19 protein-coding genes are annotated in these 19,899 nt (G+C 52.8%); 14 read left to right on the top strand and 5 right to left on the bottom strand.

What is annotated here, in order from left to right:
- The first annotated feature begins 104 nt into the window (after nucleotides 1-104).
- From ilvL to ilvA, 7 genes are all read left to right on the top strand, one after another.
- Entirely contained in the window at nucleotides 105-203 is a 99-nt protein-coding gene (ilvL, locus tag E0D98_RS06845) for an ilv operon leader peptide (RefSeq protein ID WP_001311244.1), read from the top strand.
- An 86-nt stretch (nucleotides 204-289) separates the two neighbouring features.
- Nucleotides 290-340: a peptide IlvX gene (gene ilvX, locus E0D98_RS06840; RefSeq protein ID WP_001387183.1), complete on the top strand. Its 51-nt coding sequence runs from the start codon at nucleotides 290-292 to the stop codon at nucleotides 338-340.
- Between the two features lie 2 nt (nucleotides 341-342).
- Nucleotides 343-1,989 carry an acetolactate synthase 2 catalytic subunit gene (gene ilvG / locus E0D98_RS06835; RefSeq protein WP_001012633.1) on the top strand — a complete coding sequence of 549 codons (1,647 nt, stop codon included), beginning with the start codon at nucleotides 343-345 and terminating at the stop codon, nucleotides 1,987-1,989.
- Nucleotides 1,986-2,249, top strand: a complete 264-nt coding sequence (gene ilvM / locus E0D98_RS06830) for an acetolactate synthase 2 small subunit (RefSeq protein ID WP_000983255.1) — start codon at nucleotides 1,986-1,988, stop codon at nucleotides 2,247-2,249. The genes ilvG and ilvM overlap by 4 nt, the downstream gene beginning before the upstream one ends.
- Nucleotides 2,250-2,268: 19 nt before the next feature.
- Nucleotides 2,269-3,198 carry a branched-chain-amino-acid transaminase gene (ilvE, locus tag E0D98_RS06825; RefSeq protein ID WP_000208520.1) on the top strand — a complete coding sequence of 310 codons (930 nt, stop codon included), beginning with the start codon at nucleotides 2,269-2,271 and terminating at the stop codon, nucleotides 3,196-3,198.
- A 64-nt stretch (nucleotides 3,199-3,262) separates the two neighbouring features.
- Entirely contained in the window at nucleotides 3,263-5,113 is a 1,851-nt protein-coding gene (gene ilvD / locus E0D98_RS06820; RefSeq protein WP_001127394.1) for a dihydroxy-acid dehydratase, read from the top strand.
- 2 nt (nucleotides 5,114-5,115) lie between these two features.
- Nucleotides 5,116-6,660, top strand: coding sequence for a threonine ammonia-lyase, biosynthetic (gene ilvA / locus E0D98_RS06815; RefSeq protein WP_050877105.1), 1,545 nt, complete (start codon nucleotides 5,116-5,118; stop codon nucleotides 6,658-6,660).
- Nucleotides 6,661-6,711: 51 nt separating this feature from the next.
- Here the strand turns inward: ilvA and ilvY are convergent, their stop codons facing one another.
- Nucleotides 6,712-7,605, bottom strand: coding sequence for an HTH-type transcriptional activator IlvY (gene ilvY, locus E0D98_RS06810; protein WP_000365776.1), 894 nt, complete (start codon nucleotides 7,603-7,605; stop codon nucleotides 6,712-6,714).
- Nucleotides 7,606-7,754: 149 nt separating this feature from the next.
- On the opposite strand from ilvY, the gene ilvC reads away from it, so the two are divergent.
- On the top strand, nucleotides 7,755-9,230 hold the full coding sequence (gene ilvC, locus E0D98_RS06805) for a ketol-acid reductoisomerase (RefSeq protein ID WP_000024951.1): 1,476 nt from the start codon (nucleotides 7,755-7,757) through the stop codon (nucleotides 9,228-9,230).
- Nucleotides 9,231-9,316: 86 nt separating this feature from the next.
- On the opposite strand, the gene ppiC is transcribed toward ilvC, so the two are convergent.
- The gene (ppiC, locus tag E0D98_RS06800; protein ID WP_001140251.1) at nucleotides 9,317-9,598 is read right to left on the bottom strand and encodes a peptidylprolyl isomerase PpiC; all 282 of its coding nucleotides are present in this window, start codon (nucleotides 9,596-9,598) and stop codon (nucleotides 9,317-9,319) included.
- A 198-nt stretch (nucleotides 9,599-9,796) separates the two neighbouring features.
- A complete protein-coding gene (locus tag E0D98_RS06795) occupies nucleotides 9,797-10,246 on the bottom strand; it encodes a type II toxin-antitoxin system PemK/MazF family toxin (protein ID WP_000996696.1) in 450 nt (149 codons plus the stop codon).
- Between the two features lie 216 nt (nucleotides 10,247-10,462).
- Between E0D98_RS06795 and rep the strand changes: the two genes are divergently transcribed.
- The gene (gene rep / locus E0D98_RS06790) at nucleotides 10,463-12,484 is read left to right on the top strand and encodes a DNA helicase Rep (RefSeq protein WP_001238890.1); all 2,022 of its coding nucleotides are present in this window, start codon (nucleotides 10,463-10,465) and stop codon (nucleotides 12,482-12,484) included.
- Between the two features lie 46 nt (nucleotides 12,485-12,530).
- Here rep and gppA read toward each other — a convergent pair whose 3' ends face one another.
- Nucleotides 12,531-14,015, bottom strand: a complete 1,485-nt coding sequence (gppA, locus tag E0D98_RS06785; RefSeq protein ID WP_001299253.1) for a guanosine-5'-triphosphate,3'-diphosphate diphosphatase — start codon at nucleotides 14,013-14,015, stop codon at nucleotides 12,531-12,533.
- 134 nt (nucleotides 14,016-14,149) lie between these two features.
- The gene (rhlB, locus tag E0D98_RS06780; RefSeq protein WP_000047499.1) at nucleotides 14,150-15,415 is read right to left on the bottom strand and encodes an ATP-dependent RNA helicase RhlB; all 1,266 of its coding nucleotides are present in this window, start codon (nucleotides 15,413-15,415) and stop codon (nucleotides 14,150-14,152) included.
- Nucleotides 15,416-15,545: 130 nt separating this feature from the next.
- Between rhlB and trxA the strand changes: the two genes are divergently transcribed.
- From trxA to wzzE, 5 genes are all read left to right on the top strand, one after another.
- Nucleotides 15,546-15,875, top strand: a complete 330-nt coding sequence (gene trxA, locus E0D98_RS06775) for a thioredoxin TrxA (protein WP_001280776.1) — start codon at nucleotides 15,546-15,548, stop codon at nucleotides 15,873-15,875.
- A gap of 140 nt (nucleotides 15,876-16,015) precedes the next feature.
- Nucleotides 16,016-16,117 (top strand): rho operon leader peptide RhoL, encoded by a 102-nt coding sequence (gene rhoL / locus E0D98_RS06770; RefSeq protein ID WP_001295255.1) that lies wholly within the window; start codon nucleotides 16,016-16,018, stop codon nucleotides 16,115-16,117.
- 84 nt (nucleotides 16,118-16,201) lie between these two features.
- Nucleotides 16,202-17,461, top strand: a complete 1,260-nt coding sequence (gene rho / locus E0D98_RS06765) for a transcription termination factor Rho (protein ID WP_001054527.1) — start codon at nucleotides 16,202-16,204, stop codon at nucleotides 17,459-17,461.
- A 239-nt stretch (nucleotides 17,462-17,700) separates the two neighbouring features.
- Nucleotides 17,701-18,804, top strand: a complete 1,104-nt coding sequence (gene wecA, locus E0D98_RS06760; protein ID WP_001050960.1) for a UDP-N-acetylglucosamine--undecaprenyl-phosphate N-acetylglucosaminephosphotransferase — start codon at nucleotides 17,701-17,703, stop codon at nucleotides 18,802-18,804.
- An 11-nt stretch (nucleotides 18,805-18,815) separates the two neighbouring features.
- Nucleotides 18,816-19,862, top strand: a complete 1,047-nt coding sequence (wzzE, locus tag E0D98_RS06755) for an ECA polysaccharide chain length modulation protein (protein ID WP_001295256.1) — start codon at nucleotides 18,816-18,818, stop codon at nucleotides 19,860-19,862.
- Nucleotides 19,863-19,899: the final 37 nt, after the last annotated feature.

Here is a 19,899-nt window from a genome sequence, read left to right as displayed (position 1 = left end):
ATTAAAGCCATCATAAAAAACGGCCAAAAAATATCTTGTGCTATTCGCAAAATCTATGGTAACTCTTTAGGCATTCCTTCGAACAAGATGCAAGAAAAGACAAAATGACAGCCCTTCTACGAGTGATTAGCTTGGTCGTGATTAGCGTGGTGGTGATTATTATCCCACCGTGCGGGGCTGCACTTGGACGAGGAAAGGCTTAGAGATCAAGCCTTAACGAACTAAGACCCCCGCACCGAAAGGTCCGGGGGTTTTTTTTGACCTTAAAAACATAACCGAGGAGCAGACAATGAATAACAGCACAAAATTCTGTTTCTCAAGATTCAGGACGGGGAACTAACTATGAATGGCGCACAGTGGGTGGTACATGCGTTGCGGGCACAGGGTGTGAACACCGTTTTCGGTTATCCGGGTGGCGCAATTATGCCGGTTTACGATGCATTGTATGACGGCGGCGTGGAGCACTTGCTGTGCCGACATGAGCAGGGTGCGGCAATGGCGGCTATCGGTTATGCTCGTGCTACCGGCAAAACTGGCGTATGTATCGCCACGTCTGGTCCGGGCGCAACCAACCTGATAACCGGGCTTGCGGACGCACTGTTAGATTCTATCCCTGTTGTTGCCATCACCGGTCAAGTGTCCGCACCGTTTATCGGCACTGACGCATTTCAGGAAGTGGATGTCCTGGGATTGTCGTTAGCCTGTACCAAGCACAGCTTTCTGGTGCAGTCGCTGGAAGAGTTGCCGCGCATTATGGCTGAAGCATTCGACGTTGCCAGCTCAGGTCGTCCTGGTCCGGTTCTGGTCGATATCCCAAAAGATATCCAGTTAGCCAGCGGCGACCTGGAACCGTGGTTCACCACCGTTGAAAACGAAGTGACTTTCCCACATGCCGAAGTCGAGCAAGTGCGCCAGATGCTGGCAAAAGCGCAAAAACCGATGCTGTACGTTGGTGGTGGCGTGGGTATGGCGCAGGCAGTTCCTGCTTTACGAGAATTTCTCGCTACCACAAAAATGCCTGCCACCTGCACGCTGAAAGGGCTGGGCGCAGTTGAAGCAGATTATCCGTACTATCTGGGCATGCTGGGAATGCATGGCACCAAAGCGGCGAACTTCGCGGTGCAGGAGTGCGACTTGCTGATCGCCGTGGGTGCACGTTTTGATGACCGGGTGACCGGCAAACTGAACACCTTCGCACCACACGCCAGTGTTATCCATATGGATATCGACCCGGCAGAAATGAACAAGCTGCGTCAGGCACATGTGGCATTACAAGGTGATTTAAATGCTCTGTTACCAGCATTACAGCAGCCGTTAAATATCAATGACTGGCAGCTACACTGCGCGCAGCTGCGTGATGAACATGCCTGGCGTTACGACCATCCCGGTGACGCTATCTACGCGCCGTTGTTGTTAAAACAACTGTCGGATCGTAAACCTGCGGATTGCGTCGTGACCACAGATGTGGGGCAGCACCAGATGTGGGCTGCGCAGCACATCGCCCACACTCGCCCGGAAAATTTCATCACCTCCAGCGGCTTAGGTACCATGGGTTTTGGTTTACCGGCGGCGGTTGGCGCACAAGTCGCGCGACCGAACGATACCGTTGTCTGTATCTCCGGTGACGGCTCTTTCATGATGAATGTGCAAGAGCTGGGCACCGTAAAACGCAAGCAGTTACCGTTGAAAATCGTCTTACTCGATAACCAACGGTTAGGGATGGTTCGACAATGGCAGCAACTGTTTTTTCAGGAACGATACAGCGAAACCACCCTTACTGATAACCCCGATTTCCTCATGTTAGCCAGCGCCTTCGGCATCCCTGGCCAACACATCACCCGTAAAGACCAGGTTGAAGCGGCACTCGACACCATGCTGAACAGTGATGGGCCATACCTGCTTCATGTCTCAATCGACGAACTTGAGAACGTCTGGCCGCTGGTGCCGCCTGGTGCCAGTAATTCAGAAATGTTGGAGAAATTATCATGATGCAACATCAGGTCAATGTATCGGCTCGCTTCAATCCGGAAACCTTAGAACGTGTTTTACGCGTGGTGCGTCATCGTGGTTTCCACGTCTGCTCAATGAATATGGCCGCCGCCAGCGATGCACAAAATATAAATATCGAATTGACCGTTGCCAGCCCACGGTCGGTCGACTTACTGTTTAGTCAGTTAAATAAACTGGTGGACGTCGCACACGTTGCCATCTGCCAGAGCACAACCACATCACAACAAATCCGCGCCTGAGCGCAAAAGGAATATAAAAATGACCACGAAGAAAGCTGATTACATTTGGTTCAATGGGGAGATGGTTCGCTGGGAAGACGCGAAGGTGCATGTGATGTCGCACGCGCTGCACTATGGCACCTCGGTTTTTGAAGGCATCCGTTGCTACGACTCGCACAAAGGACCGGTTGTATTCCGCCATCGTGAGCATATGCAGCGTCTGCATGACTCCGCCAAAATCTATCGCTTCCCGGTTTCGCAGAGCATTGATGAGCTGATGGAAGCTTGTCGTGACGTGATCCGCAAAAACAATCTCACCAGCGCCTATATCCGTCCGCTGATCTTCGTCGGTGATGTTGGCATGGGTGTAAACCCGCCAGCGGGATACTCAACCGATGTGATTATCGCCGCTTTCCCGTGGGGAGCGTATCTGGGCGCAGAAGCGCTGGAGCAGGGGATCGATGCGATGGTTTCCTCCTGGAACCGCGCAGCACCAAACACCATCCCAACCGCGGCAAAAGCCGGTGGTAACTATCTCTCTTCCCTGCTGGTGGGTAGCGAAGCGCGCCGCCACGGTTATCAGGAAGGTATCGCGCTGGATGTGAACGGTTATATCTCTGAAGGCGCAGGCGAAAACCTGTTTGAAGTGAAAGATGGTGTGCTGTTCACCCCACCGTTCACCTCCTCCGCGCTGCCGGGTATTACCCGTGATGCCATCATCAAACTGGCGAAAGAGCTGGGAATTGAAGTGCGTGAGCAGGTTCTGTCGCGCGAATCCCTGTACCTGGCGGATGAAGTGTTTATGTCCGGTACTGCGGCAGAAATCACGCCAGTGCGCAGCGTAGACGGTATTCAGGTTGGCGAAGGCCGTTGTGGCCCGGTTACCAAACGCATTCAGCAAGCCTTCTTCGGCCTCTTCACTGGCGAAACCGAAGATAAATGGGGCTGGTTAGATCAAGTTAATCAATAAATACAAAAAATGGGACGGCACGCACCGTCCCATTTACGAGACAGACACTGGGAGTAAATAAAGTATGCCTAAGTACCGTTCCGCCACCACCACTCATGGTCGTAATATGGCGGGTGCTCGTGCGCTGTGGCGCGCCACCGGAATGACCGACGCCGATTTTGGCAAGCCGATTATCGCGGTTGTGAACTCGTTCACCCAATTTGTACCGGGTCACGTCCATCTGCGCGATCTCGGTAAACTGGTCGCCGAACAAATTGAAGCGGCTGGCGGCGTTGCCAAAGAGTTCAACACCATTGCGGTGGATGATGGGATTGCCATGGGCCACGGGGGGATGCTTTATTCACTGCCATCTCGCGAACTGATCGCTGATTCCGTTGAGTATATGGTCAACGCCCACTGCGCCGACGCCATGGTCTGCATCTCTAACTGCGACAAAATCACCCCGGGGATGCTGATGGCTTCCCTGCGCCTGAATATTCCGGTGATCTTTGTTTCCGGCGGCCCGATGGAGGCCGGGAAAACCAAACTTTCCGATCAGATCATCAAGCTCGATCTGGTTGATGCGATGATCCAGGGCGCAGACCCGAAAGTATCTGACTCCCAGAGCGATCAGGTTGAACGTTCCGCGTGTCCGACCTGCGGTTCCTGCTCCGGGATGTTTACCGCTAACTCAATGAACTGCCTGACCGAAGCGCTGGGCCTGTCGCAGCCGGGCAACGGCTCGCTGCTGGCAACCCACGCCGACCGTAAGCAGCTGTTCCTTAATGCTGGTAAACGCATTGTTGAATTGACCAAACGTTATTACGAGCAAAACGACGAAAGTGCACTGCCGCGTAATATCGCCAGTAAGGCGGCGTTTGAAAACGCCATGACGCTGGATATCGCGATGGGTGGATCGACTAACACAGTACTTCACCTGCTGGCGGCGGCGCAGGAAGCGGAAATCGACTTCACCATGAGTGATATCGATAAGCTTTCCCGCAAGGTTCCACAGCTGTGTAAAGTTGCGCCGAGCACCCAGAAATACCATATGGAAGATGTTCACCGTGCTGGTGGTGTTATCGGTATTCTCGGCGAACTGGATCGCGCGGGGTTACTGAACCGTGATGTGAAAAACGTACTTGGCCTGACGTTGCCGCAAACGCTGGAACAATACGACGTTATGCTGACCCAGGATGACGCGGTAAAAAATATGTTCCGCGCCGGCCCTGCGGGTATTCGTACCACACAGGCATTCTCGCAGGATTGCCGTTGGGATTCTCTCGATGACGATCGCGCCAATGGCTGTATCCGCTCGCTGGAACACGCCTACAGCAAAGACGGCGGCCTGGCGGTGCTCTACGGTAATTTCGCAGAAAACGGCTGCATCGTTAAAACCGCGGGCGTCGATGACAGCATCCTCAAATTCACCGGCCCGGCGAAAGTGTACGAAAGCCAGGACGACGCGGTAGAAGCGATCCTCGGTGGCAAAGTTGTCGCGGGCGATGTGGTGGTGATCCGCTATGAAGGCCCGAAAGGCGGCCCTGGCATGCAGGAAATGCTCTACCCAACCAGCTTCCTGAAATCAATGGGTCTCGGTAAAGCCTGTGCGCTGATCACCGACGGTCGTTTCTCTGGCGGCACCTCTGGTCTTTCCATCGGCCACGTCTCACCGGAAGCGGCAAGCGGCGGCAGCATTGGCCTGATTGAAGATGGTGACCTGATCGCTATCGACATCCCGAACCGTGGCATTCAGTTACAGGTAAGCGATGCCGAACTGGCGGCGCGTCGTGAAGCGCAGGAAGCTCGGGGTGACAAAGCCTGGACGCCGAAAAACCGTGAACGTCAGGTTTCCTTTGCCCTGCGTGCCTACGCCAGCCTGGCGACCAGCGCCGACAAAGGTGCGGTGCGCGATAAATCGAAACTGGGGGGTTAATAATGGCTGACTCGCAACCCCTGTCCGGTGCTCCGGAAGGTGCCGAATATTTAAGAGCAGTGCTGCGCGCGCCGGTTTACGAGGCGGCGCAGGTTACGCCGCTACAAAAAATGGAAAAACTGTCGTCGCGTCTTGATAACGTCATTCTGGTGAAGCGCGAAGATCACCAGCCAGTGCACAGCTTTAAGCTGCGCGGCGCATACGCCATGATGGCGGGCCTGACGGAAGAACAAAAAGCGCACGGCGTGATCACTGCTTCTGCGGGTAACCACGCGCAGGGCGTCGCGTTTTCTTCTGCGCGGTTAGGCGTGAAGGCCCTGATCGTTATGCCAACCGCCACCGCCGACATCAAAGTCGATGCGGTACGTGGATTCGGCGGCGAAGTGCTGCTTCATGGCGCGAACTTTGACGAAGCGAAAGCTAAAGCGATCGAACTGTCACAGCAGCAGGGGTTCACCTGGGTGCCGCCGTTCGACCATCCGATGGTGATTGCCGGGCAAGGCACGCTGGCGCTGGAACTGCTCCAGCAGGACGCCCATCTCGACCGCGTATTTGTGCCAGTCGGCGGCGGCGGTCTGGCGGCGGGCGTTGCGGTGCTGATCAAACAACTGATGCCACAAATCAAAGTGATCGCCGTAGAAGCGGAAGACTCCGCCTGCCTGAAAGCAGCGCTGGATGCGGGTCATCCGGTTGATCTGCCGCGCGTAGGGCTATTTGCTGAAGGCGTAGCGGTAAAACGCATCGGTGACGAAACCTTCCGTTTATGCCAGGAGTATCTCGACGACATCATCACCGTCGATAGTGATGCGATCTGTGCGGCGATGAAGGATTTATTCGAAGATGTGCGCGCGGTGGCGGAACCCTCTGGCGCGCTGGCGCTGGCGGGAATGAAAAAATATATCGCCCAGCACAACATTCGCGGCGAACGGCTGGCGCATATTCTTTCCGGTGCCAACGTGAACTTCCACGGCCTGCGCTACGTCTCGGAACGCTGCGAACTGGGCGAACAGCGTGAAGCGTTGTTGGCGGTGACCATTCCGGAAGAAAAAGGCAGCTTCCTCAAATTCTGCCAACTGCTTGGCGGGCGATCGGTCACCGAGTTCAACTACCGTTTTGCCGATGCCAAAAACGCCTGCATCTTTGTCGGCGTGCGCCTGAGCCGCGGCCTCGAAGAGCGCAAAGAAATTTTGCAGATGCTCAACGACGGCGGCTACAGCGTGGTGGATCTCTCCGACGACGAAATGGCGAAGTTACATGTGCGCTATATGGTCGGCGGGCGTCCGTCACATCCGTTGCAGGAACGCCTCTACAGCTTCGAATTCCCGGAATCACCGGGCGCGCTGCTGCGCTTCCTCAACACGCTGGGTACGCACTGGAACATTTCTTTGTTCCACTATCGCAGCCATGGCACCGACTACGGGCGCGTACTGGCGGCGTTCGAACTTGGCGACCATGAACCGGATTTCGAAACCCGGCTGAATGAGCTGGGCTACGATTGCCACGACGAAACCAATAACCCGGCGTTCAGGTTCTTTTTGGCGGGTTAGGGAAAAATGCCTGATAGCGCTTCGCTTATCAGGCCTACCCGCGCGACAACGTCATTTGTGGTTCGGCAAAATCCTCCAGAACGCCTCAATCAGCGGCTCATGCAGCCGCTTTTTTTGTGCACACACGCCCAGTTCAAACGGCGTTTTTTCATCGCTGCGCTCTAAAATCATCACGCGGTTACGCACCGGTTCGGGGCTGTTTTCCAGCACTACTTCCGGCAACAGCGCCACACCACAGCCGAGCGCCACCATCGATACCATCGCTTCATGCCCGCCAACCGTGGCGTAAATCATCGGGTTGCTGATTTTATTGCGTCGAAACCACAGTTCAATGCGGCGACGCACCGGTCCCTGATCGGCCATGATAAACGGCACTGTAGACCAGTCCGGCTTCTCTGCCGAAACCTGGTTACGCACCGGGCAGGGCAGCGCGGGCGCAATCAGCACTACTGCCAGATTCTCCAGCATCGAAAACGCCACAGCGCCGGGTAGCGTCTCCGGTTTCCCGGCAATCGCCAGATCCGCTTCTCCCGTGACCACTTTTTCCATTGCATCTGCCGCATCACCAGTGGTGAGTTTGATCTCCACCGACGGGTGTTCCGCGCGGAAGCGATCCAGAATCGGCGGCAGATGGCTGTAGGCAGCGGTCACCGAGCAGAAGATATGTAATTCGCCAGAGAGCGACGGCCCTTGCTGATCGATGGTGTGGCGCAATTGCTGATACTGCAACAGCGTTTGCTGGGCGAAAACGCGCAGCTCTTCGCCCGCTTCCGTCAGCGTTACCGTGCGGTTATCGCGCACAAATAGCGGCTGACCAAGATCTTCTTCCAGGCGCTGAATCTGCCGTGAGAGCGTGGATGGGCTAACGTGCATCGCCCGCGCGCTGCGGCCAAAATGGCGGCTTTCCGCCAGATGCAGGAAGGTTTTCAGATCGCGTAAATCCAATGGCGCAGCCCTCAATGTTGACGTTGCAGAAATTGCAATGTGACGTTGTGAATATATCAATTTCCGCAATAAATTTCCTGTCATATAGTGAATTCAATCTCGCAAACGCGAACCGAACAATAAGAAGCACAACATCACGAGGAATCACCATGGCTAACTACTTCAATACACTGAACCTGCGCCAGCAGCTGGCACAGCTGGGCAAATGTCGCTTTATGGGGCGCGACGAATTCGCCGACGGCGCGAGCTACCTTCAGGGTAAAAAAGTGGTTATCGTCGGCTGTGGCGCACAGGGGCTGAACCAGGGCCTGAACATGCGTGATTCTGGTCTCGATATCTCCTACGCTCTGCGTAAAGAAGCGATTGCCGAGAAGCGCGCGTCCTGGCGTAAAGCGACCGAAAACGGTTTTAAAGTTGGTACTTACGAAGAACTGATCCCGCAGGCGGATCTGGTGGTTAACCTGACGCCGGACAAGCAGCACTCTGATGTAGTGCGCACCGTACAGCCACTGATGAAAGACGGCGCGGCGCTGGGTTACTCGCACGGTTTCAACATCGTCGAAGTGGGCGAGCAGATCCGTAAAGATATCACCGTAGTCATGGTTGCGCCGAAATGCCCTGGCACCGAAGTGCGTGAAGAGTACAAACGTGGATTCGGCGTACCGACGCTGATTGCCGTTCACCCGGAAAACGATCCGAAAGGCGAAGGTATGGCGATCGCTAAAGCATGGGCGGCAGCAACCGGTGGTCACCGTGCGGGCGTGCTGGAATCGTCCTTCGTTGCGGAAGTGAAATCTGACCTGATGGGTGAGCAAACCATCCTGTGCGGTATGTTGCAGGCTGGCTCGCTGCTGTGCTTCGACAAGCTGGTGGAAGAGGGCACCGATCCGGCATACGCAGAAAAACTAATTCAGTTCGGTTGGGAAACCATCACCGAAGCGCTGAAGCAGGGCGGCATCACCCTGATGATGGACCGTCTCTCTAACCCGGCGAAACTGCGTGCTTACGCGCTGTCTGAACAGCTGAAAGAGATCATGGCACCCCTGTTCCAGAAACATATGGACGACATCATCTCCGGCGAATTCTCCTCCGGTATGATGGCGGACTGGGCCAACGATGATAAGAAACTGCTGACCTGGCGTGAAGAGACCGGCAAAACCGCCTTCGAAACCGCGCCGCAGTATGAAGGCAAAATCGGCGAGCAGGAGTACTTCGATAAAGGCGTACTGATGATCGCGATGGTGAAAGCGGGCGTTGAACTGGCGTTCGAAACCATGGTCGATTCCGGCATCATTGAAGAGTCTGCATATTATGAATCACTGCACGAGCTGCCGCTGATTGCCAACACCATCGCCCGTAAGCGTCTGTACGAAATGAACGTGGTTATCTCTGATACCGCTGAGTACGGTAACTATCTGTTCTCTTACGCTTGTGTGCCGTTGCTGAAACCGTTTATGGCAGAGCTGCAACCGGGCGACTTGGGTAAAGCTATTCCGGAAGGCGCGGTAGATAACGCGCAACTGCGTGATGTGAACGAAGCGATTCGCAGCCATGCGATTGAGCAGGTAGGTAAGAAACTGCGCGGCTATATGACAGATATGAAACGTATTGCTGTTGCGGGTTAAGTGCGCGCTGATGCCCTCACCCCGACCCTCTCCCACAGGGAGAGGGAGAAAACACTCAAGGCCTTCTCCTGGAGAAGGCCTTGCTATTAGTTGCGGTACAGCACCTTAATGATGTGGTAACCGAACTGGGTGTGCAGCGGGCCGGTCGGCTCCAGTACCGGACAAGAGAACACAACTTTATCGAACGCCGGAACCATCTGACCCTGGCGGAATTCACCTAAATCACCGCCGCGTTTGCCTGATGGGCAAATGGAGTGTTTCTTCGCCAGCTTGCCGAAATCGGCACCGTTCTTAATCTGCTCGAGAAGATCCAGAGCCAGTTTCTCTTCTTTTACAAGGATATGCAGTGCTGCTGCTGTTTTTGCCATGATCGTGCCTTGAGTGAATAATTGTCAGGCGGCGATTTTAGCATGATCCGCAGATGCTAACGTAATTGTCAGTCAGGGAGGGGCTGGTACATATATGGCAAAAGCCCGGAAAATCCGGGCTTCGCAGGTCCCTCAAGGGGAGAAAACTTAGGGCCTCTATGGGCTACAAAGTCATTATCGGGGATGGTGATTTTATTGTCAATTTATGAGCGATATGGCATTGATTGACTTGATGACCGCCCTCTGTATGTCTGCAACCAACTCATGTGGCAAACATTGATTAAGATACCCTCTGTAAGTCCTTGCTCTATTTAATCGGTTTCGACTGACTTGTTGTACCAGGTCGGCTTTGGCCCAACGAATCTGCTGATCAAAGAATTGCAGGCCATTGATAACATTACTGGCTATTTCAACATGCATTCCACGATTTAACTTGTCATGATCGCGAGTGGTTGATAATGGAATGACGATACATGCGTTGCCATTAATTTTTCCGTTGAGCACGACAACTAACCTGTTTTTTATCATTTCAGGAGGAATGCGGCCATCGTAATACGTGGTGCTGAACTGTCCATTCTGGCTAACAGGATAGTTACCAAAGTTGCATTCCAGTATTTCACCAACCTTAGGACTGAAATTAATCGCCACGAGTACACCTCTCCTTAGTAAACTCTGAAAAAGTAATAACACAACGTTACGACCCGATATTTTCTAAGTCTAATGGATTCACGATGAACTCCGGTTTCGGTCTTCTCTCTCTGATTTAAACATCCGCAGCCAACCGGTTAGCGGCTTACACGCGGTCACATTCAAATGCGATTCTGCTACAATCCTCCCCCCGTTCGAAGATTGAGCAATACACCTATGCGTCTAAACCCCGGCCAACAACAAGCTGTCGAATTCGTTACCGGCCCCTGCCTGGTGCTGGCGGGCGCGGGTTCCGGTAAAACTCGTGTTATCACCAATAAAATCGCTCATCTGATCCGCGGTTGCGGTTATCAGGCGCGACATATCGCGGCGGTGACCTTTACCAATAAGGCGGCGCGCGAGATGAAAGAGCGTGTCGGGCAGACGCTGGGTCGCAAAGAGGCGCGTGGGCTGATGATCTCCACCTTCCACACGCTGGGGCTGGATATCATCAAGCGTGAGTATGCGGCGCTGGGGATGAAGGCGAACTTTTCGCTGTTTGACGATACCGATCAGCTGGCGTTGCTCAAAGAGTTGACCGAAGGGCTGATTGAAGATGACAAAGTTCTCCTGCAACAGTTGATTTCGACCATCTCTAACTGGAAGAACGATCTCAAAACACCGTCCCAGGCGGCAGCCAGTGCGATTGGCGAGCGGGACCGTATTTTTGCCCATTGTTATGGGCTGTATGATGCACACCTGAAAGCGTGCAATGTTCTCGACTTCGATGATCTGATTTTATTGCCGACGTTGCTGCTGCAACGCAATGAAGAAGTCCGCGAGCGCTGGCAGAACAAAATTCGCTATCTGCTGGTGGATGAGTATCAGGACACCAACACCAGCCAGTATGAACTGGTGAAACTGCTGGTGGGCAGCCGCGCGCGCTTTACCGTGGTGGGCGATGACGACCAGTCGATCTACTCCTGGCGCGGCGCACGTCCACAAAACCTGGTGCTGCTGAGTCAGGATTTTCCGGCGCTGAAGGTGATTAAGCTTGAGCAGAACTACCGCTCTTCCGGACGTATTTTGAAAGCGGCGAACATCCTGATCGCCAATAATCCGCACGTCTTTGAAAAGCGTCTGTTCTCCGAACTGGGTTACGGCACAGAGCTAAAAGTTTTAAGCGCGAATAACGAGGAACATGAAGCCGAGCGCGTTACTGGCGAGCTGATCGCCCATCACTTCGTCAATAAAACGCAGTACAAAGATTACGCCATTCTTTATCGCGGTAACCATCAGTCGCGGGTGTTTGAAAAATTCCTGATGCAAAACCGCATCCCGTACAAAATTTCTGGTGGTACGTCGTTTTTCTCTCGTCCTGAAATCAAGGACTTGCTGGCTTATCTGCGCGTGCTGACTAACCCGGACGATGACAGCGCATTTCTGCGTATCGTTAACACGCCGAAGCGAGAGATTGGCCCGGCGACGCTGAAAAAGCTGGGTGAGTGGGCGATGACGCGCAATAAAAGCATGTTTACCGCCAGCTTTGATATGGGCCTGAGTCAGACGCTTAGCGGACGTGGTTATGAAGCATTGACCCGCTTCACTCACTGGTTGGCAGAAATCCAGCGCCTGGCGGAGCGGGAGCCGATTGCTGCGGTGCGTGATCTGATCCATGGCATGGATTATGAATCCTGGCTGTACGAAACATCGCCCAGCCCGAAAGCCGCCGAAATGCGCATGAAGAACGTCAACCAACTGTTTAGCTGGATGACGGAGATGCTGGAAGGCAGTGAACTGGATGAGCCGATGACGCTCACCCAGGTGGTGACGCGCTTTACTTTGCGCGACATGATGGAGCGTGGTGAGAGTGAAGAAGAGCTGGATCAGGTGCAACTGATGACTCTGCACGCGTCAAAAGGGCTGGAGTTTCCTTATGTCTACATGGTCGGTATGGAAGAAGGGTTTTTGCCGCACCAGAGCAGCATCGATGAAGATAATATCGATGAGGAGCGGCGGCTGGCCTATGTCGGCATTACCCGCGCCCAGAAGGAATTGACCTTTACGCTGTGTAAAGAACGCCGTCAGTACGGCGAGCTGGTGCGCCCGGAGCCGAGCCGCTTTTTGCTGGAGCTGCCGCAGGATGATCTGATTTGGGAACAGGAGCGCAAAGTGGTCAGCGCCGAAGAACGGATGCAGAAAGGGCAAAGCCATCTGGCGAATCTGAAAGCGATGATGGCGGCAAAACGAGGGAAATAATCAAGGCCGGAAAAGATGCGTCAGCATCGCATCCGGCACTTACTCATTAATGCACTTCCAGCGGCCAGTGGACATAGCTCTGCCACTGGCTTTCCTGAGCAATAATCTCTTTACCCAGCGGATGTTGGGTTAGCCAACCTTGCGGAAGCGTCAAGGTCAACAGTTCATGGTTAGCCTGTAATGTCATCTCTGGCACGAGATCGTCACGGCGACGGCTGGCAAAAATGATGGCCAGGCGGAGTAAACGGCAGAGTTGTTCTGCGACGCGCGGAGGTACGGCATTTTGCTGATGCAGCGATGAGAGATCGACCGGATTAGTCTGGTTGAGCAGTAGCGTCGCCAGCAATTTTTTCTGTGCGGGGGTAAAACCGGGAAGATCCAGATTACGCACCAGATAAGCAGCGTGTTGCGGCGCTTGTTTAAAGTCAACGCTCAGGCCGATTTCATGAAGCTGACAGGCGCTGATGAGCAAATCGCGGCTTATTGCTTCAAGATGCCATTCCTTTTCCACCTGATCGAAGAAGTTAGCCGCAACTTTGGCTACGCGCTGCGCCTGATCAATATCGATCATAAAGCGGCGCTGAATATTACGCAGCGTACGGCTGCGAATATCCTGCTCGACGGCCAGATGCAACATGCCGTAGACCAGGCCTTCACGCAGCGCACCGCCCGCCAGGGTCATACACTGAATATTCAGTTCGGTAAAAATGGCGATCAGGATCGCCAGACCACTCGGGAACACTAACGCACGTTCCAGCGTCAGCCCGTCAATCTCCAGTTCCTCCAGCCGACCGCAATGAATGGCTCGCTGTTTCAATTGCTGCAACTTTTCCAGGGTAATGCGTTCATCCATCCCCTGTGCCATCATGATTTCCTGTAACGCCTGCACGGTGCCGGAAGCACCAACGCACACTTTCCAGCCGTGATACCGTAATTCATCGGCAACCGGACGTAACACTTCGCGTGCCGCTTTTTCTGCAGCATCAAAATTTTCCTGCCCCAGATTACGATCGGCAAAATAGCGTTCCAGCCAGGTGACGCAGCCCATCGACAGGCTGAACAACGATGTGGTTTGTGCACCCGTGCCGGTTACCAGTTCAGTACTGGCACCGCCTATATCCACCACCAGGCGCTGATCGGCACCGCCAGTTGTGTGAGCAACGCCCTGATAAATCAGACGTGCTTCCTCTTCACCGCTGATCACCTGTACCGGACAACCGAGGATTTCCTGCGCTTTGGCAATAAAATCACCCGCATTGACGGCAAGACGTAATGTCGCCGTAGCGACAACGCGAATTTGCGAGGGAGGGATATCTTGCAGACGTTCAGCAAACAGGCGCAGACATTGCCAACCGCGCTCCATTGCTTCATTAGACAGGGCATTTTCGCTATTCAGGCCAGCAGCCAGACGCACTTTGCGTTTAATTCGCGTCAGCGTCTGGATGCTTCCAGCCACCTCGCGCACAACCAGCATATGAAAACTATTCGAACCGAGATCAATGGCTGCATACAGCGACGAGGTGGAACCCATACTCTTCATCCTTCAATCTGTCTCTGTGTTGGCTGCATTCTTTCACCTGAATTACTTACTACAGTAAGCTCATCGGGATTCATTCTCTTGCCATCTTGATACAGTTTGAATGATTTTGAGTATGACATTTTTATTTAACCTGAACGACGACGATTACGCGGAGCGCCAGTACGACGCGGACCATTGCCTGTGCGCGGGCGCGTGAGGCGCAGCGGTTTTGGCAGATCGGTCATCAATGCGTCCGGATTGTATTTGCTTACCGGAATTGAGTGACCAATATAGGTTTCAATAGCAGGCAAATTCAATGCATACTCTTCACACGCCAGGCTGATAGAGTGACCGCTTGCGCCTGCGCGACCTGTACGACCAATACGGTGAACGTAATCTTCACAGTCATCGGGTAAATCGTAGTTAAAGACGTGCGTCACTGCCGGAATATGCAAACCACGCGCGGCAACGTCGGTGGCAACCAGAATATCCAGATCGCCACGGGTAAATTCATCAAGAATACGCAGACGTTTTTTCTGCGCGACATCGCCTGTCAACAAACCGACACGATGACCATCTGCTGCCAGGTGGCCCCAGATCTCTTCACAACGGTGTTTGGTGTTGGCGAAAATAATCGCTCTGTCTGGCCACTCTTCTTCGATCAGCGTTTGCAGCAAACGCATTTTTTCTTCGTTAGAAGGGTAGAAAAGCTCTTCTTTAATACGGTGGCCCGTTTTCTGTTCCGGTTCCACTTCAATATATTCGGCATTGTTCATCTGCTCGAACGCCAGTTCACGTACCCGGTACGAAAGCGTGGCGGAGAACAGCATGTTGAGGCGCTGGTTTGCAGGCGGCATACGGCGGAACAGCCAGCGGATATCTTTAATAAAGCCCAGATCGTACATGCGATCGGCTTCGTCCAGTACCACTACCTGAATGGCACCGAGGTTAATGTGGTTCTGCTTGGCGTAGTCAATTAAACGACCCGTGGTGCCAATCAGAATGTCAACGCCGCTTTCCAGCACTTTCAGCTGTTTGTCGTAGCCATCACCACCGTAAGCCAGGCCCAGCTTCAGGCCGGTAGCTTCCGCCAGCGGTTCCGCGTCGGCGTGGATCTGCACGGCAAGTTCACGCGTCGGTGCCATAATTAAGGCACGCGGTTGATTCACCTTGCGATCGGCAATCGCAGGATGAGAGAGAAGATAATGAAACGTTGACGTAAGAAACGCCATCGTTTTCCCGGTACCGGTTTGCGCCTGCCCGGCTACGTCACGACCTGCCAGCGTCAGCGGAAGGGCCAGTGCCTGAATGGGCGTACAGTTATGAAACCCTTTTTTTTCAAGGGCTTCTACAACCTTCGGATGCAGGGCGAAGTCGGAAAACTTCTGTTCTGTTAAATGTGTTTTGCTCATAGTGTGGTAGAATATCAGCTTACTATTGCTTTACGAAAGCGTATCCGGTGAAATAAAGTCAACCTTTAGTTGGTTAATGTTACACCAACAACGAAACCAACACGCCAGGCTTATTCCTGTGGAGTTATATATGAGCGATAAAATTATTCACCTGACTGACGACAGTTTTGACACGGATGTACTCAAAGCGGACGGGGCGATCCTCGTCGATTTCTGGGCAGAGTGGTGCGGTCCGTGCAAAATGATCGCCCCGATTCTGGATGAAATCGCTGACGAATATCAGGGCAAACTGACCGTTGCAAAACTGAACATCGATCAAAACCCTGGTACTGCGCCGAAATATGGCATCCGCGGTATCCCGACTCTGCTGCTGTTCAAAAACGGTGAAGTGGCGGCAACCAAAGTGGGCGCACTGTCTAAAGGTCAGTTGAAAGAGTTCCTCGACGCTAACCTGGCGTAAGGGAATTTCATGTTCGGGTGCCCCGTCGCTAAAAACTGGACGCCCGGCGTGAGTCATGCTAACTTAGTGTTGACTTCGTATTAAACATACCTTATTAAGTTTGAATCTTGTAATTTCCAACGCTTCCCGTTTTATCTTAAATGCGAAGTGAACAGATTTCTGGCTCGTCACTCAATCCGTCTTGTCGTTTCAGTTCTGCGTACTCTCCTGTGACCAGGCAGCGAAAAGACATGAGTCGATGACCGTAAACAGGCATGGATGATCCTGCCATACCATTCACAACATTAAGTTCGAGATTTACCCCAAGTTTAAGAACTCACACCACTATGAATCTTACCGAATTAAAGAATACGCCGGTTTCTGAGCTGATCACTCTCGGCGAAAATATGGGGCTGGAAAACCTGGCTCGTATGCGTAAGCAGGACATTATTTTTGCCATCCTGAAGCAGCACGCAAAGAGTGGCGAAGATATCTTTGGTGATGGCGTACTGGAGATATTGCAGGATGGATTTGGTTTCCTCCGTTCCGCAGACAGCTCCTACCTCGCCGGTCCTGATGACATCTACGTTTCCCCTAGCCAAATCCGCCGTTTCAACCTCCGCACTGGTGATACCATCTCTGGTAAGATTCGCCCGCCGAAAGAAGGTGAACGCTATTTTGCGCTGCTGAAAGTTAACGAAGTTAACTTCGACAAACCTGAAAACGCCCGCAACAAAATCCTCTTTGAGAACTTAACCCCGCTGCACGCAAACTCTCGTCTGCGTATGGAACGTGGTAACGGTTCTACTGAAGATTTAACTGCTCGCGTACTGGATCTGGCATCACCTATCGGTCGTGGTCAGCGTGGTCTGATTGTGGCACCGCCGAAAGCCGGTAAAACTATGCTGCTGCAGAACATTGCTCAGAGCATTGCTTACAACCACCCGGATTGTGTGCTGATGGTTCTGCTGATCGACGAACGTCCGGAAGAAGTAACCGAGATGCAGCGTCTGGTAAAAGGTGAAGTTGTTGCTTCTACCTTTGACGAACCCGCATCTCGCCACGTTCAGGTTGCGGAAATGGTGATCGAGAAGGCCAAACGCCTGGTTGAGCACAAGAAAGACGTTATCATTCTGCTCGACTCCATCACTCGTCTGGCGCGCGCTTACAACACTGTTGTTCCGGCGTCAGGTAAAGTGTTGACCGGTGGTGTGGACGCCAATGCCCTTCATCGTCCGAAACGCTTCTTCGGTGCGGCGCGTAACGTGGAAGAGGGCGGCAGCCTGACCATTATCGCGACGGCGCTTATCGATACCGGTTCTAAAATGGACGAAGTTATTTACGAAGAGTTTAAAGGTACAGGCAACATGGAACTGCACCTCTCTCGTAAGATCGCTGAAAAACGCGTCTTCCCGGCTATCGACTACAACCGTTCCGGTACCCGTAAAGAAGAGCTGCTCACGACTCAGGAAGAACTGCAGAAAATGTGGATCCTGCGCAAAATCATTCACCCGATGGGCGAAATCGATGCAATGGAATTCCTCATTAATAAACTGGCCATGACTAAGACCAATGACGATTTCTTCGAAATGATGAAACGCTCATAAATTTGTCTTATGCCAAAAACGCCACGTGTTTACGTGGCGTTTTGCTTTTATATCTGTAATCTTAATGCCGCGCTGGCGATGTTAGGAAAATTCCTGGAATTTGCTGGCATGTTATGCAATTTGCATATCAAATGGTTAATTTTTGCACAGGACTGGTGGGTTCGGAACGGACTTTCCCTTCTGAATAAAGGTCTTCGTGGTTATACTTCTGCTAATAATTTTCTCTGAGAGCATGCATTGTGAATTTACTGACAGTGAGTACTGATCTCATCAGTATTTTTTTATTCACGACACTGTTTCTGTTTTTTGCCCGTAAAGTGGCAAAAAAAGTCGGTTTAGTGGATAAACCAAACTTCCGCAAACGTCACCAGGGATTGATACCTCTCGTTGGGGGGATTTCGGTTTACGCAGGGATTTGCTTCACGTTCGGAATTGTCGATTACTATATTCCGCATGCATCTCTCTATCTCGCTTGTGCCGGTGTGCTTGTTTTCATTGGCGCGCTGGATGACCGTTTTGATATCAGCGTAAAAATCCGTGCCACCATACAGGCCGCTGTTGGCATTGTTATGATGGTGTTCGGCAAACTTTATCTCAGTAGCCTGGGTTATATCTTTGGCTCCTGGGAGATGGTGCTCGGACCGTTTGGTTACTTCCTGACGCTATTTGCCGTCTGGGCGGCCATTAATGCGTTCAACATGGTTGATGGCATTGATGGCTTGCTGGGCGGGTTGTCCTGCGTCTCGTTTGCAGCAATCGGTATGATTTTGTGGTTCGACGGGCAAACCAGCCTCGCAATCTGGTGCTTTGCGATGATCGCCGCCATCCTGCCATACATCATGCTTAACCTTGGTATCCTGGGTCGCCGCTACAAAGTCTTTATGGGTGATGCGGGCAGTACGCTGATTGGTTTTACCGTTATCTGGATCCTGCTCGAAACGACCCAGGGCAAAACCCATCCCATCAGCCCGGTTACCGCTTTGTGGATAATCGCCATTCCGCTAATGGATATGGTGGCGATTATGTACCGTCGCCTGCGTAAAGGCATGAGCCCATTCTCTCCTGACCGTCAGCATATTCACCATTTGATCATGCGTGCCGGGTTTACTTCCCGTCAGGCGTTTGTGCTGATTACCCTTGCCGCAGCACTGCTCGCTTCCATTGGCGTGCTGGCAGAATATTCTCATTTTGTCCCGGAGTGGGTCATGCTGGTGCTCTTTTTGCTAGCATTCTTCCTCTATGGATATTGCATTAAGCGTGCCTGGAAAGTTGCTCGCTTTATTAAGCGCGTAAAACGCAGACTGCGTAGAAATCGTGGTGGCAGCCCCAATTTAACCAAATAAATGAGGATGTGATGACACAACCAATGCCTGGGAAACCGGCCGAAGACGCTGAAAATGAACTGGATATTCGTGGGTTGTTTCGTACCTTGTGGGCTGGGAAGCTATGGATTATTGGCATGGGGCTGGCGTTTGCGTTAATCGCGCTGGCGTATACTTTTTTTGCTCGTCAGGAGTGGAGCTCGACGGCGATTACCGATCGTCCAACGGTGAATATGCTGGGGGGATATTACTCGCAGCAGCAATTTTTGCGTAACCTGGATGTCCGTTCAAACATGGCTTCTGCCGATCAACCATCGGTCATGGACGAAGCCTATAAAGAGTTTGTTATGCAACTGGCCTCGTGGGATACCCGCAGAGAGTTCTGGCTGCAAACCGACTATTACAAACAGCGGATGGTGGGCAACAGCAAAGCCGATGCGGCGTTGCTGGATGAAATGATTAACAACATCCAGTTTATCCCCGGAGACTTTACCCGCGCGGTCAATGACAGCGTGAAGCTTATTGCCGAAACCGCGCCTGACGCTAATAACCTGTTACGTCAGTATGTTGCTTTTGCCAGCCAGCGTGCAGCCAGCCATCTGAATGATGAGCTGAAAGGCGCATGGGCGGCACGCACCATCCAGATGAAAGCTCAGGTGAAGCGTCAGGAAGAGGTGGCGAAAGCCATCTACGACCGCCGGATGAACAGCATTGAGCAGGCGCTGAAAATTGCTGAGCAGCATAATATTTCGCGCAGTGCGACAGATGTGCCTGCCGAGGAATTACCTGATTCAGAAATGTTCCTGCTTGGGCGTCCAATGCTCCAGGCTCGACTGGAAAATTTACAGGCCGTCGGTCCGGCCTTTGATCTCGACTATGATCAGAATCGGGCCATGTTAAACACCCTGAATGTTGGTCCAACCCTGGATCCGCGTTTTCAGACCTATCGCTATTTGCGTACGCCGGAAGAACCGGTAAAACGCGATAGCCCACGTCGTGCCTTCCTGATGATTATGTGGGGCATTGTCGGGGGGCTGATCGGGGCTGGTGTCGCATTAACCCGCCGTTGCTCGAAATAGCAACACTGCTGCGGCGAGCGCAAAGGCGCTCGCCGCT

Source organism: Escherichia sp. KCJ4928, assembly GCF_004352695.1.
In the GTDB taxonomy this organism is placed as follows: Bacteria; Pseudomonadota; Gammaproteobacteria; order Enterobacterales; family Enterobacteriaceae; genus ECMA0423.
This window is presented reverse-complemented; position numbering and strand designations above follow the sequence as displayed.